Origin of the sequence: Mycolicibacterium frederiksbergense, from assembly GCF_012223425.1 — a bacterium.
In the GTDB taxonomy this organism is placed as follows: domain Bacteria; phylum Actinomycetota; class Actinomycetes; order Mycobacteriales; family Mycobacteriaceae; genus Mycobacterium; species Mycobacterium frederiksbergense.
Genome location: NZ_CP038799.1, coordinates 3,339,771 through 3,353,052 on the forward strand (window position 1 = coordinate 3,339,771; position 13,282 = coordinate 3,353,052).

Annotated in this window: 12 protein-coding genes; 9 read left to right on the top strand and 3 right to left on the bottom strand. The window is 68.2% G+C overall.

Annotation, left to right across the window (positions count from 1 at the left end):
* Window positions 1-80 precede the first annotated feature (80 nt).
* The 5 genes from EXE63_RS19110 (at window position 81) to EXE63_RS19130 (ending at window position 5,244) form a co-directional block, all read left to right on the top strand.
* Window positions 81-665: an FMN-dependent NADH-azoreductase gene (locus tag EXE63_RS19110; protein ID WP_168143218.1), complete on the top strand. Its 585-nt coding sequence runs from the start codon at window positions 81-83 to the stop codon at window positions 663-665.
* Between the two features lie 28 nt (window positions 666-693).
* The gene (locus tag EXE63_RS19115) at window positions 694-1,356 is read left to right on the top strand and encodes a response regulator transcription factor (RefSeq protein WP_168143219.1); all 663 of its coding nucleotides are present in this window, start codon (window positions 694-696) and stop codon (window positions 1,354-1,356) included.
* A gap of 1 nt (window position 1,357) precedes the next feature.
* Window positions 1,358-2,779, top strand: a complete 1,422-nt coding sequence (locus tag EXE63_RS19120) for a sensor histidine kinase (protein ID WP_168143220.1) — start codon at window positions 1,358-1,360, stop codon at window positions 2,777-2,779.
* 126 nt (window positions 2,780-2,905) lie between these two features.
* Window positions 2,906-4,273: an MFS transporter gene (locus EXE63_RS19125; protein ID WP_168143221.1), complete on the top strand. Its 1,368-nt coding sequence runs from the start codon at window positions 2,906-2,908 to the stop codon at window positions 4,271-4,273.
* 47 nt (window positions 4,274-4,320) lie between these two features.
* Window positions 4,321-5,244, top strand: coding sequence for a TAXI family TRAP transporter solute-binding subunit (locus tag EXE63_RS19130; protein WP_168145657.1), 924 nt, complete (start codon window positions 4,321-4,323; stop codon window positions 5,242-5,244).
* A 26-nt stretch (window positions 5,245-5,270) separates the two neighbouring features.
* Here EXE63_RS19130 and EXE63_RS19135 read toward each other — a convergent pair whose 3' ends face one another.
* Window positions 5,271-6,071, bottom strand: a complete 801-nt coding sequence (locus tag EXE63_RS19135; protein WP_168143222.1) for a crotonase/enoyl-CoA hydratase family protein — start codon at window positions 6,069-6,071, stop codon at window positions 5,271-5,273.
* Between the two features lie 68 nt (window positions 6,072-6,139).
* Between EXE63_RS19135 and EXE63_RS19140 the strand changes: the two genes are divergently transcribed.
* Window positions 6,140-7,807: a medium/long-chain-fatty-acid--CoA/3-oxocholest-4-en-26-oate--CoA ligase gene (locus tag EXE63_RS19140; RefSeq protein WP_168143223.1), complete on the top strand. Its 1,668-nt coding sequence runs from the start codon at window positions 6,140-6,142 to the stop codon at window positions 7,805-7,807.
* On the top strand, window positions 7,804-8,925 hold the full coding sequence (locus EXE63_RS19145) for an NAD(P)H-dependent flavin oxidoreductase (protein ID WP_168143224.1): 1,122 nt from the start codon (window positions 7,804-7,806) through the stop codon (window positions 8,923-8,925). The genes EXE63_RS19140 and EXE63_RS19145 overlap by 4 nt, the downstream gene beginning before the upstream one ends.
* Here EXE63_RS19145 and EXE63_RS19150 read toward each other — a convergent pair.
* Window positions 8,922-10,475 (bottom strand): succinic semialdehyde dehydrogenase, encoded by a 1,554-nt coding sequence (locus EXE63_RS19150; RefSeq protein WP_168143225.1) that lies wholly within the window; start codon window positions 10,473-10,475, stop codon window positions 8,922-8,924. The genes EXE63_RS19145 and EXE63_RS19150 overlap by 4 nt on opposite strands.
* A 96-nt stretch (window positions 10,476-10,571) precedes the next feature.
* Between EXE63_RS19150 and EXE63_RS19155 the strand changes: the two genes are divergently transcribed.
* Complete coding sequence (locus EXE63_RS19155; RefSeq protein WP_168143226.1) at window positions 10,572-11,126, top strand: helix-turn-helix domain-containing protein; 555 nt, start codon at window positions 10,572-10,574, stop codon at window positions 11,124-11,126.
* Here the strand turns inward: EXE63_RS19155 and EXE63_RS19160 are convergent.
* Window positions 11,112-12,086: an NAD-dependent epimerase/dehydratase family protein gene (locus tag EXE63_RS19160; RefSeq protein ID WP_168143227.1), complete on the bottom strand. Its 975-nt coding sequence runs from the start codon at window positions 12,084-12,086 to the stop codon at window positions 11,112-11,114. The two genes, EXE63_RS19155 and EXE63_RS19160, sit on opposite strands and share 15 nt — an antisense overlap.
* 29 nt (window positions 12,087-12,115) lie before the next feature.
* Between EXE63_RS19160 and EXE63_RS19165 the strand changes: the two genes are divergently transcribed.
* A complete protein-coding gene (locus tag EXE63_RS19165) occupies window positions 12,116-13,276 on the top strand; it encodes an NADH:flavin oxidoreductase (RefSeq protein ID WP_168143228.1) in 1,161 nt (386 codons plus the stop codon).
* The last annotated feature ends 6 nt before the right edge of the window (window positions 13,277-13,282 follow it).

Here is a 13,282-nt window from a genome sequence, read left to right on the forward strand (position 1 = left end):
GGCAAGAGTACGGGAATGAACCAATCGATCCCGTAGTATAGATAATTTGTACTTCACAAACTATATGTAAGGGATCAGCCATGCCGCACTTGCTTCACCTCGACTCGTCGGTCCAGGAGGACCGTTCGGTCAGCCGCCGTCTCACCGCACGCGCCGCAGATCGCTGGCGCGCCGCCCACCCGGCCGGAACGGCGACCTACCGTGACCTCTTCGCGGACCCGCTGCCCCACCTGGACCCGCGCACCTCGGCAACCCTGAGCGCGACACTGATCGACGAGGTCAAGGCGGCCGACACCGTCATCCTCGGCCTGCCGCTCTACAACTTCGGCCCGCCGAGCACCGTCAAGGCGTGGGTCGATCACATCGTCGCGGTCGGCCTCTCGGTCGACGAGAACACCGGTGCCGGCCTGCTCGGCGACACCGACCTGGTGGCCATCGAAACCCGCGGCGGCGGTTACGGGCCCGGCACCCCGCGCGAGGGCTGGGATCACGCGCAGTCCTGGCTGACCCACGGCGTGTCCCTCACGGGTTTGCAGCCCCGTTTCGTCGTCGTCGAACTCACCATGGCCGAGACGAATCCTGCGATGGCCGATCTGCGCGGGCCGGCCGCGCAGAGCCTGGCGGACGGGCAGGAACAGATCGACCGGCTCTGGGAGCCGCGGTAGGGCGCGCGGGTGTCGTACCTTGGACCCGATGCGCATCGCGGTGGTGGAGGACGACGACGGCCTCGGCGAGGCGTTGGTCGATGCGCTGGCCGGAGTGGGCCACTCACCGGTGCGGATGCGCCGCGGCTCCGACCTGCTGCTCGGTCACCGCGATGTCGACCTGGTCCTGCTCGACCTCGGTCTGCCCGATGACGATGGGCTGACCATCCTGCGCCGGTTACGGGGAGTCAGCCAGATCCCGGTGGTGGTGTTGACCGCCCGTGACGACGAACGCTCCGTGGTGCGGGCGCTGCGCACAGGTGCCGACGACTACGTGGTGAAGCCCGCACGCCTGGGTGAACTGCGGGCCCGAATCGAGGTGGCCGCCCGCCGCAGGGGCACGTCCACGGCAACGTCGGAACCCGACGTGGTCGAGGCCGGCGATATCGTCGTCGACCTGAGTGCCCGGCGGGTCGAGATCTGCGGTGCCGAGATCGCGCTTGCGCCCAAGGAATTCGAGGTCCTGGCGTATCTCGTGGTCCGCCGCGGCGAAGCGGTCAGCCGGCAGGAGCTGATGGACGCGATCTGGGGTGACGCCTTCGTGGCGATCTCGAGAAGTCTCGACGTCCACATGACATCACTTCGGGCCAAGCTGGGCAGACCGGACGCGATCGCGACCATCCGCGGGTACGGCTACCGGTGGAGTTCGTGACATGTGGCGGCGCGTCCTGCTGGTCCTCGTCGTCTACTCGACCATCGTCGTCGTCGGGCTGGCGGTGCCGCTGGCGGTGACGCTGGGGCGCGAACGGATGCAACGCTTGAATGAGAACCGGATGGCCGCGGCCTCTTATTTCTCTGATCTCGCTGCGCGCGAGCATGATTCGCGCGATCTCGAATTGCAGCAGGTGGTAGATCGCTACCACAGCCTCTACGGCGAGCCGGTGGTCATCGTCGGTAGGGACGGCGCACCCCGCGCCGCGGTCGGTGTGGACGACATCTCCGGTGAGATCGCCGACGCAGTCTCCGAAGCGTTGCGCAATCAGCGCAGCCGCGTCCCTGACACCGTGACGCCCTGGTCGCCGCGCCGGCTGCTGGTGGCAGTCCCGGTCGGTACCGGCACGCAGGTCGACGGCGCCGTGGTGCTGGCCGCCTCGACGGCCGCCGCCCGCGAAGAGGTCATGCGCGTGTGGGCGCTGGTCGCCGCAGGTGCGGTGGCGTTGCTGTGCATCGCGTCGGCCATCGCCGTTGCGCTGTCGCGCTGGACAGTGCGGCCGGTGACCGATCTGGCCGACCGGGCGGCGTCGCTGCGCCGCCGGGTGCGCGACCGGACAGCGGCCGATCCCGGCGCCGGCGTCGACGAACCGCCCCCGGGTCGCTACGCAGGCCCCTACGAGGTGCGCCAACTCGCGGCCGCCTTCGACGCGATGGCCCGCGACGTCGATGCGGCCGCCGACGCGCAACGCCGGCTGGTCGCCGACTCTGCCCACGCCCTGCGCAACCCGCTCGCCGCGCTACGCATGCGGCTCGACATGCTGGGCATGGGGCTTCCCCAATCATCGGTGGCCGCGCACGAGAAGGCGATCGTGGAGGTCGACCGTCTGACGAGCATCGTCACCGACCTGCTCGCCCTGGCCACGGCCGAGAGCCGTCCCGACGCCGACGATGCACCGGTCGCCACCGATGTCGGCGCCGCGATCATCGAACGCGTCGAGTTCTGGTCGGCCGCGCTGGCCGAGGCCGGCGTCACCGTCGTCGCCGATGTCCCCGCCGGCCTCGGCGCGGCCATCCCTGCGCGTGACCTCACCGGGATCCTGGACATCGCGCTGAGCAACACGGCCAAGTACAGCGGTGCGGGCACGCGCGCCGAGGTCGTCGCCCGCCGCGACGGCGATGAGGTGATCCTCTGGGTGCAGGACGACGGCCGCGGCGTATCCGCGCAGGATCTCCCGCTGGTGACGTCCCGTTTCTTCCGGGCCGCCAACACTGTCGGTCAGGGCACCGGTCTCGGTCTGGCCATCGCCCGCGCCCGCACCGAACGCGCCGGTGGATCGTTGCGCGTCAGCGCGGTGCCGACCGGGGGCTTACGTGTCGAGGCGCGATTACCCGGCGTCGGCCGCGCGCAGGATTCGTCCTAAGGGAGTGTTAGGACTGCCGTCGACGCCTTCCGAAGTGGCTGTGACAGCCTTCACAGTGGGGGGCGACGACGACGTCGGCGACGCGGTAGCCCGCCCCGGTGCGTCGCGGATCAGGAGGGAACAGCAATGACCAGTTCGGCCACCCGAGAGCCGACCGGCGGCGGCACCGGATCGGCGGCGCCGTCGTCAGCGGCGGCCACCCGCCGGGCGATCTTCAACACGCTGCGCGGCTCGTCCGGCAACCTCGTCGAGTGGTACGACGTCTACGTCTACACGGTGTTCGCGTCGTACTTCGAGAACCAGTTCTTCGACTCCGCGGACAAGAACTCGACGCTCTACGTCTACGCGATCTTCGCGGTGACGTTCGTGATGCGCCCGGTCGGTTCGTGGTTCTTCGGCCGCTTCGCCGACCGGCGGGGCCGGCGCACGGCACTGACGTTCAGCGTCTCGCTGATGGCAGCGTGCTCGCTGGTGATCGCGTTGACCCCGGGCCGGGAGAGCATCGGCGTGTGGGCAGCCGTGATCCTGGTGCTGTGCCGGCTGGTTCAGGGCTTCGCCACCGGCGGTGAATACGGGACCTCCGCGACCTACATGTCCGAGGCGGCCACCCGGGAGCGGCGCGGCTTCTTCTCGTCCTTCCAGTACGTCACGCTCGTCGGCGGGCACGTGCTCGCGCAGCTGACGCTGCTGATCATGCAGACGTTCCTGGACCGCGAGCAGATTGCGGAATTCGGTTGGCGCATCGCGTTCTTCATCGGTGGGGTGGCTGCTGTGGTGGTCTTCTGGTTGCGCCGCAGCATGGACGAGTCGCTCACCACCGAACAGCTCGACGCCGTGCGACGCGGCGAGGACCACGGTTCGGGGTCGATCCGCGAGCTGGTGACCCGGCACGGGCGGGCGCTGTTGACCTGTTTCCTGGTCACCATCGGCGGCACCATCGCGTTCTACACCTACAGCGTCAACGCGCCGGCGATCGTCAAGTCGGCCTATGAGGACCATGGCATGACGGCGACGTGGATCAACCTGGTCGGTCTGACGTTTCTGATGGTCATCCAGCCGATCGGCGGGATGATCAGCGACAAGGTGGGCCGCAAGCCCGTGCTGGTGTTCTTCGGCGTCGGCGCGCTGGTCTACACCTACGTGCTGATCACCTATCTGCCCCGCACCACGTCGGTGGCAGCCTCCCTCACGCTCGTGTGCGTCGGGTACGTCATCCTGACCGGGTACACCTCGATCAATGCGATCGTGAAAGCCGAGCTGTTCCCGTCGCACATTCGCGCGCTGGGCGTGGGTCTGGGTTACGCGCTGGCCAACTCCGCGTTCGGCGGCACCGCGCCGCTGATCTACCAGGCGGCCAAGGAAGGTGGCCACGTCCCGTGGTTCATCGGCTACGTCACGGTGGTGGTCGCGGTGTCGCTCGTGGTCTACGTGTTCGTGCTGAAGAACAAGTCCGAGACACCGCTGGACCGTGAACAGGGTCGCGCGTTCGTCTGACGTTCTACGCTGAGGTGACTGTGTCGTCTGCGTCGTCGGGGCCCCCGGTGCTGGACCGTCGGTCTGCGCTGCGGGGCATCGCGACGCTGGCGGCCGGCCTGGCGGTTTCGTCGTGCGGTAGCGGTGACCGCCCGCCGGTACGGCTGGCGGCCGGCGAGCCCGGCGGCTTCTTCTGGGAGTTTTCGGGCCTGCTGGCCGCGGCGGCAGACCGCGCCGGGGCGGCCCGGCTGGAGCCATTGCGCACCGGCGGCTCCGCGGAAAACCTGGAGATGCTCCGCTCGGGACGGGCCGACCTGGCGATGAGCCTCAGTGACACTGCGCAGGACCACCCTGCGGCGGCCGACCTCACAGCGGTCGGCCGCGTGTACGAGAACTACTTTCAGGTGGCCGTGCGTCACGATTCCACCGTCACATCGCCGACGGAGCTGGCGGGCCGCGTCGTGAGTGTCGGGGCTCCGGGGTCGGGGGCGACCACCTTGTCCGAGCGGGTGCTCGCTGCCGCCGGCCTGCCGGGCCGGGATGCCGTGCGCCGCGTGCGGCAACCGATGCGTGATGCCGCGGCGGCTCTGGGCGCCGGCACGGTGGATGCGGTCATGTGGGCGGGGGGATTACCCACACCCGCCCTCGCGGAGGCCGCCGTCGACCTCCGACTGCTGGACCTGGCGGCCGCGGTCGATGCGTTGCGGCGGACGTACGGAACGATCTATGAACCGGTGTCGGTGCCCGCGAACGTCTATGGGCGCCACCCCGCGGTGATCACCTTGGGCGTGGCCAACCTGCTCCTGGCCAGCCGGGACCTCGCTGATCCGGTGGTCGCGGCCATGGTGGACCTACTCCTGGACGACCCGTCCGCGCTGGTACCGGCGCAGGCGATCGGAAGCCAGTTCCTCGATGCGCAATCGTTGATCCAGACCGGCACCATCGCGCTTCACCCCGGCGCTGCCGCCGAGTACCGCCGCCGCCACGGCTGAGCGGCCACGATCGCGGCCGGCCGCGGCTATTTCATCTGGAAGTTGGGTGGCCGCTTCTCGGCGAACGCCCGTGGGCCTTCCTTGGCGTCATCGCTGAGGAACACCGGGATGCCGTTGGCGGTATCGGGTTTGAAGGCGTCGAGTTCGTGCATGCCCTCGGTCTCGCGGATGGTCTTGAGGATCGCCTGCACGGCCAGCGGTCCGTTGTTGTTGATGATCTCGGCGATCTCGAGGGCCTTGTCCAGCGCGGTGCCGTCGGGCACCACGTGACCGATCAACCCGTACTCCAGGGCCTGGGCCGCGGTGATGTGGCGGCCGGTCAACAGCATGTCGCAGGCGATGGTGTACGGAATCTGGCGCACCAGGCGCACTGCGGAGCCGCCCATCGGGTACAGGCTCCACTTGGCCTCGGAGATGCCGAACTTCGCGCTCTCGCCGGCGACCCGGATATCGGTGCCCTGCAGGATTTCGGTACCGCCGGCAATGGCGGGCCCCTCCACCGCGGCGATCAACGGCTTGGTCAGACGACGGCCCTTCAGCAGACCGTCGATGCGTGACGGGTCGTAACTACCGTCCTTGAAGGAGTCGCCCGGCGGCTTCTTGGTGGCGCCCTTGAGGTCCATGCCCGCGCAGAAGTAGCCGCCGGCACCGGTCAGGATGCAGGTGCGGATCTCCGGATCGCTGTCCACCCGATCCCAGGCCTCGACCATTATCGAGAGCATCTCGGTGGACAGCGCGTTGCGCGCCTCGGGCCGGTTGAGCGTCACGATGAGGGTGTGTCCGCGCTGCTCGATGAGGGCGTCGGGGGTTCCGTTTGGTTCGCTCATGGGCGTCCGCCTCCTTGCGTTCGTGACCCGGACTTGTCTCGAAATGTAACACGTTCTAGTTTAGTGCCATGGCCCTGAACATCGCCGATCTCGCCGAGCATGCCATCGACGCCGTGCCGGACCGCGTCGCCCTGATATGTGGTGACGAACAACTGACCTACGCCCAGTTGGAGGACAAGGCCAATCGCCTGGCCCACTACCTCCAGGACCAGGGTGTCAAGAAGGACGACAAGGTCGGCCTGTACTGCCGCAACCGGATCGAGATCGTGATCGGGATGCTCGGCATCGTCAAGGCCGGGGCAATCCTGGTCAACGTCAACTTCCGCTATGTCGAAGGCGAACTCAAGTACCTCTTCGACAACTCCGACATGGTCGCGCTCATCCACGAGCGCCGCTATGCGGACCGGGTCGCCAACGTGCTGCCCGAAACACCGAACGTCAAGACCGTGCTGGTCGTCGAGGACGGGTCCGACGACGACTACCAGCGCTACGGCGGCGTCGACTTCGAGGCCGCGCTGGCTCAGGGCTCACCGGAACGCGATTTCGGCCCGCGCAGCGAGGACGACATCTACCTGCTCTACACCGGCGGCACCACCGGCTTCCCCAAGGGCGTGATGTGGCGCCACGAGGACATCTACCGGGTCTTGTTCGGTGGCACCGACTTCGCCACCGGGGAGCCCATCGCCGACGAGTACGACCTGTCCAAGCAGGCCGCTGCCAACGCGCCGATGATCCGGCTGCCCATCCCGCCGATGATCCACGGCGCCACCCAGTCGGCCACCTGGATGGCGCTGTTCTCCGGTCAGACCGTGGTGCTGACACCGGAGTTCGACGCCGATCAGGTGTGGCGTCTGATCCACGACCACAAGGTCAATCTGCTCTTCTTCACCGGCGACGCGATGGCGCGCCCGCTGCTCGACGCCCTGCTCGCGCACCAAGACGAGGGCAACACGTACGACCTGTCGTCGCTGTTCCTGCTGGCCAGCACCGCGGCGCTGTTCTCCACCAGCCTGAAGGAGAAGTTCCTCGAGCTGCTGCCCAACCGGGTCATCACCGACTCCATCGGATCGTCGGAGACCGGTTTCGGCGGGACCAGCATCGTGGCCAAGGGGCAGTCGCACACCGGCGGTCCGCGGGTCACCATCGACAAGAACACCAAGGTGCTCGACGAGGACGGCAATGAGGTCGTGCCGGGTTCGGGTGTACGCGGCATCATCGCCAAGTGCGGTCACATCCCGGTCGGCTACTTCAAGGACGAGAAAAAGACCGCCGAGACGTTCCGCACGTACAACGGTGTGCGGTATGCGATTCCGGGCGACTACGCCGAGGTCGAGGCCGACGGCAGCGTGACGATGCTGGGCCGCGGTTCGGTGTCCATCAACAGTGGCGGCGAGAAGATCTACCCCGAAGAGGTCGAGGCCGCGCTCAAGGGTCATCCCGATGTGTTCGACGCGCTCGTCGTCGGCGTGCCCGACGAACGATTCGGCCAGCACGTCGCGGCCGTCGTGCAGGCGCGCGAGGGGACCCGGCCGACGCTGGCCGACCTGGATGCGTTCGTGCGTAGCGAGATCGCGGGATACAAAGTGCCGCGCAGCCTTTGGTTGGTCGACGAGGTGAAGCGGTCACCCGCGGGCAAGCCGGACTACCGGTGGGCCAAGGACACCACCGAGGAACGCCCGGCCGACGAAGTTCATTCCAAGCATGGACAGGCCAGCCAGGCAGGAGCCACATCATGAGAACTGAACTGTGCGAACGCTTCGGGATCGAATACCCGATCTTCGTCTTCACCCCGTCGGAGAAGGTGGCCGCCGCGGTGAGCAAGGCCGGCGGTCTCGGCGTGCTGGGCTGCGTGCGGTTCAACGATGCCGACGATCTGGAGAACGTCCTGCAGTGGATGGACGCCAATACCGACGGCAAGCCCTACGGCGTCGATATCGTGATGCCGGCCAAGGTGCCCACCGAGGGCACCAGCGTGGACATCAACAAGCTGATCCCGGAGACCCATCGCGATTTCGTGGCCAAGACGCTCGCCGATCTCGGCGTGCCCCCGCTGCCCGAGGATGAGGAGCGCTCCGAGGGCGTGCTGGGCTGGCTGCATTCGGTGGCCCGCAGCCACGTCGATGTGGCCCTCAAGCATCCGATCAAGCTGATCGCCAACGCACTCGGCTCCCCGCCCAAGGACGTCATCGACCAGGCTCATGCCGCCGGCGTGCCGGTGGCCGCACTGGCCGGTAGCGCCAAACACGCTCTGCGCCATGCCGAGAACGGCGTGGACATCGTCGTCGCCCAGGGTCATGAGGCCGGTGGGCACACCGGTGAGATCGGGTCGATGGTGCTGTGGCCCGAGATTGTCGACGCGCTCGACGGCAAGGCCCCGGTGCTCGCGGCCGGCGGTATCGGCACCGGGCGCCAGGTGGCCGCGGCGCTGGCGCTGGGGGCGCAGGGTGTCTGGATGGGGTCGGCGTTCCTGACCTCGGCCGAGTACGACCTCGGCGTGCGGCAGGCCTCCGGGGTCTCGACCATCCAGCAGGCCATGCTCGATGCCACCTCCAGCGATACCGTGCGCCGAAAGATCTACACCGGCAAGCCGGCCCGGCTGCTCAAGAGCCGCTGGACCGACGCCTGGGATGCCGACAACGCACCCGACCCGCTGCCGATGCCGCTGCAGAACATCCTCGTCAGCGAGGCCCATCAGCGGATGAACGAATCGTCGGATCCGACCGCCGTCGCGATGCCGGTCGGTCAGATCGTGGGCCGGATGAACGAGATCCGCCCCGTCGCCGACATCATCGGTGAACTGGTCAGCGGATTCGAGGAGGCCACCAAGCGCCTCGACGGGATCGCCGAAAGCTAGCGCCCGGGCAGCTTCTGCACCAGCTGGATCATCGGGTTCAGCGCCTTCTGCCACAGCGTCTGCGAGATCCCCAGCGGGGCATCGAGGTTGATCACCCGCGCGGTGGAGACGGTCTGGGATTCGGTGTACTTGAGTATTCCGTCCGCGCCATGCCTGCGGCCGACGCCGGAGGCCTTCATCCCGCCCATCGGGGCGGCGGTGCTGCCGAACGCCAGGGCGTACCCCTCGTCGACGTTGACGGTGCCGGCCTGCAGCCGCGCGGCGATCGCCTCGCCCTCGGCCTTGCTGCCCGCCCAGACACTGGCATTCAGCCCGTATTCGGTGTCGTTGGCCCGCTCGATGGCCTCCTCGACATCGGCCACCGGATAGATCGAGACCAGCGGACCGAAGGTCTCGTTGCGCCCGCATTCCATCTCGTCGGTCACCTCGGTCAATACGGTGGGCTCGTAGAACAGCGGGCCGAGGTCGGGCCGGGCATTACCGCCAGCAATCACTTTGGCGCCCTTTACCTTTGCGTCATCGACATGGTTCGACATGGTCTTGACCTGGTCCTCGGACATCAGGCTGCCCATATCGCCGGTGAAGTCGTAGGCCGTGGACAGCCGCATGTTCCGGACCCGGTCACCGAACTTGGCGGTGAATTCGTCGGCGACCTCGCGTTCGACGTAGATGCGTTCGATGGAGATGCAGAGCTGTCCGGCGTTGGAGAAACAGGCCCGGGTGGCGGCCTTGGCGGCCACGTCGATGTTCGCGTCCTTGGTGACGATCATCGGGTTCTTGCCGCCCAGTTCGGCGGAGAAACCGATGAGGCGACGTCCGCACTGTTCGGCCAGGGTGCGGCCGGTGGCCGTGGAACCGGTGAACATCAGGTAATCACAGTGCTCCACGATGGCGGTGCCCACCACCGAGCCCGGCCCGGGTACCACCGCGAACACCTCGCGGGGAACGCCTGCCGCATAGAGTAATTCGGCATTGGCCAACGTGCAGTACGGGGTTTGGCTGTCGGGCTTGACCACCACCGCGTTGCCGGCCAGCAGGGCCGGTATGGAGTCCGAGATCGACAGCGCCATCGGATAGTTCCACGGCGAGATGACACCGATGACACCCTTGGGCCAGTGGTTGACGACGGTCTTGACCAGCCCGGGCAGCAGGCCCTGAACGCGTTTGGGGGACAGGAGCCTGTTCGCCTCACGCGCGTAGTAGCGCGCGTTGAGCATGATGTCGAGGATCTCCTCCTGGGCGGCTGCCCGCGCCTTGCCGGTCTCGGCCTGCGCCACGTCCATCAGGAAGTCGCGGTGCTCGATGACCAGGGTGCGGAACCGCTCCATGATGGCGGCGCGCTCGCGGGCCGGGCGTGCGGCCCAGCCAACCTGTGCCGCCCGGGCCTTCGCGAACGCGGCGGAGACATCCTCGGTGGTGCCGACCGGAATGGTGGTGAGCTCCCTGCCGGTGAAGACCTCGTAGATATGCCGGGATGGGCGGGCGTCGATGTCCTCGATGGCGCACAACGCCCGGAGGCGGGCGAAGTCGGCGGCGGACGGAGCGGGCATGGCAAACTCTCCCTACTGGTGAGTAACTTGCTGGTGGCGCCCAACATACCTGGTACCGGCGGTTCCGGCCAAGGCCGATGCGGTTGAATCTGTGGCATGACGGGACGGCCACGGGACGCCTCCATCGACGAGCGCGTGCTGGCCGTGACGCGGGAACTGCTGGTCGAGGTCGGTTGGGACGATCTGAGCGTGCGGTTAGTGGCCGCCCGCGCCGGGGTCGGGCGGGCCAGCCTGAATCGGCGCTGGTCCTCCAAGGCCGAACTGGTGTTGCACGCGATTCTCGGCGAGACCCCCGACATGTCGCCGTTCTCGGGTACCGACCTGGCGGGGTGGATCGAATGGGTGGTGCGCGGCAGCCACCTGTTGTTCGGTCGCCCCGATGTCAGGGAGGCCGTGCCCGGTCTGTTGCTGGCGCTGCGCGAGGACGATGAGATGCGCAGCGCGCTCTGGGACGGGTTCAGCGGGCCGGCGATCGAGCTCTTCGCCGCGCAGGGCTACGGCGCCGAGGTGGATGCGCGCGCGGCGCTGGCGATGGCCGCGGGGGCGGCGTTGTTCGTCACCACCGTCGCCGTCGACGATGACGCGCCGGTGCTACAGGACCGGCTGGTGCAGATGCTGTGCACCGCCCTGGGCGCCCTACCGCCGGAATGAGTCGATGATCGCGCGCTGTGGTGAACGCCAGCCCGCCAGGCCGAGATCGGTGAGCGTGCGCTCATCGTCGGTCGGGGTCGCCGCGGTCAGCAGCGTCGCCGCCTCGTGGCTGAGGCCGTCACCGAGCGGCACGACCCGGCTGCATTGATCGGCGATCCAGCCGATGCCTCGAAAAAGTCTGGGGGAAAGCGGTATTCGCCGAATACGGTGGCCCGATCCCCGCTCGAGCGCGTCGACCATCGTGTCGAACGTCAGCATGACCCCACCGCACACATAGCGCCGGGGTCCGCGCCCGGGGAGCATCAGCGCGGCGTGCACGTCGGCGACATCGCGCACGTCGATCATCTGCATCCCCCCGGGCATGCGTGGTGCGGCGCCGGCGCGCACCATCGGGCCCCAGCCGCGTTCGGTCACCCCGGCAGCGGTCCAGAAGGCGGGGCCGACGACGCTGGACGGGTAGGTGACGACCACCGGTGCGCCGCGCTCCTGCAGGCGTCGCGCGATCCGGTCGGCATACGCCTTGGTCTGTGCGTACGGGCTGCGCCCCGCAGCGGTGGGCGTGTCGGCGGTGATCACGCCATCCGGTGGTGGGAAGAGTGCGCTGTAGCTGCTCACCGAGACAACCGGATCCAGCCCGGCCTCCACGGCACGGGTCAGCAGCGCCTCGGTGGCGTGGGCGTTGATGTCCCACATCAGGGCTTCGCGCCGGCGGTCGGTGCCGACCACCCCGGCGGCGTGGATGACGGCGTCGCACCTCTCCAACAGGGCTGCGACGGTGCCGGCCGCCCGGATGTCGCCGTCCAGGACGTGCACGTCGCCGAGCGCGGCGAGGCGTGGGATCACCGGGTCTCCGCCGCAACCCGGGGCGACGAGCAGCCGGATCTGATGCCCGGCCTCGAGCAGACGGCGGACGGTGTGGGCGCCCAGATAGCCGGTGCCCCCGGTGATCGCGATGCGCAATGTGATCCTCCTGCTATATTTCGATGCCAATGGTATCGAAAACATTCGCGCCGGGCGCCCTGGGTCCGCTGTCGCTGAAGAACAGGTTCATCAAAGCCGCGACCTTCGAGGGTGTGATGGCCCGTGGCCAGGTCAGCGACGCACTGATCGAGTTCCACGCCGATGTGGCGCGCGGAGGTGCGGCGATGACCACCGTTGCCTATCTGGCGATCTCACCGGGAGGCCGGGTGCACCGCGACACCATCGTGCTGGATGCCGCCCAGGTGCCGGCGCTGCGTCGACTGACCGACGTGGTGCACGCCGAAGGTGCTTTGGCATGTGCTCAGATCGGGCACGCCGGGCTGGTCGCCAATACGCTGTCCAACCGCACCCCGTCGCTGGCGCCGAGCGCCCGCTTCAGCGCTCCCGCGATGGGCCGGGTCAAGGCCGCCACCGCCGCCCAGCTCGACGCCGTGGTCGAGGAGTTCGGTGCCGCGGCCCGCCATGCGGTCGAGGCCGGGTTCGATGCCGTCGAGATCCACATGGGTCACGGCTATCTCCTCAGTTCGTTCTTGAGCCCGAACCTCAATCGCCGCACCGACGAATTCGGCGGGGACACTTCCCGGCGCGCCGAACTGGCCCGTCGGGTGGCCGAGCGGGTCCGCGCCTGTGCGGGCGAATCCGTGGCCGTGACAGCCAAATTCAACATGGACGACGGTGTGCGCGGGGGCCTCTGGCTCGGCGACAGCGTGCCGACCGCCCGGCTTCTGCAGTCCGACGGACACCTCGACGCGCTGCAACTCACCGGGGGCAGTTCGCTGCTCAACCCGATGTACTACTTCCGCGGACCGGTACCCATGGCCGAGTTCATCGCCTCCCAACCGGCGCCGGTCGGGCTCGGGCTACGGGTCATCGGCAGGCGACTGTTCCGCGAGTACCCGTTCGAGGAGGCCTTCTTCCTGCCGCTGGCCCGCCAGTTCCGCGAGGCACTCGACATGCCGCTGATCCTGTTGGGCGGTATCAACGAGCTGGACACCGTGCACGGTGCCCTGGCGGAGGGCTTCGGCTTCGTGGCGATGGCCCGTGCGCTGCTGCGGGATCCCGGACTGGTCAACCGGTTCCGGGACGAGACCGCGACCGCCGGCCTGTGCGTGCACTGCATGAAATGCATGCCGACGGTCTATAGCGGAACCCGCTGCGTCATCCGATAATCACCG

Bases quoted from the DNA above. Each gene is read 5' to 3' on its own strand.
- EXE63_RS19165 (WP_168143228.1), top strand. From the start codon at position 12,116: ATGGTATCGAAAACATTCGCGCCGGGCGCCCTGGGTCCGCTGTCGCTG.
- EXE63_RS19135 (WP_168143222.1), bottom strand. From the start codon at position 6,071: ATGAGCGAACCAAACGGAACCCCCGACGCCCTCATCGAGCAGCGCGGA.
- EXE63_RS19120 (WP_168143220.1), top strand. From the start codon at position 1,358: ATGTGGCGGCGCGTCCTGCTGGTCCTCGTCGTCTACTCGACCATCGTC.
- EXE63_RS19140 (WP_168143223.1), top strand. From the start codon at position 6,140: ATGGCCCTGAACATCGCCGATCTCGCCGAGCATGCCATCGACGCCGTG.
- EXE63_RS19115 (WP_168143219.1), top strand. From the start codon at position 694: ATGCGCATCGCGGTGGTGGAGGACGACGACGGCCTCGGCGAGGCGTTG.
- EXE63_RS19125 (WP_168143221.1), top strand. From the start codon at position 2,906: ATGACCAGTTCGGCCACCCGAGAGCCGACCGGCGGCGGCACCGGATCG.
- EXE63_RS19155 (WP_168143226.1), top strand. From the start codon at position 10,572: ATGACGGGACGGCCACGGGACGCCTCCATCGACGAGCGCGTGCTGGCC.
- EXE63_RS19150 (WP_168143225.1), bottom strand. From the start codon at position 10,475: ATGCCCGCTCCGTCCGCCGCCGACTTCGCCCGCCTCCGGGCGTTGTGC.
- EXE63_RS19110 (WP_168143218.1), top strand. From the start codon at position 81: ATGCCGCACTTGCTTCACCTCGACTCGTCGGTCCAGGAGGACCGTTCG.
- EXE63_RS19145 (WP_168143224.1), top strand. From the start codon at position 7,804: ATGAGAACTGAACTGTGCGAACGCTTCGGGATCGAATACCCGATCTTC.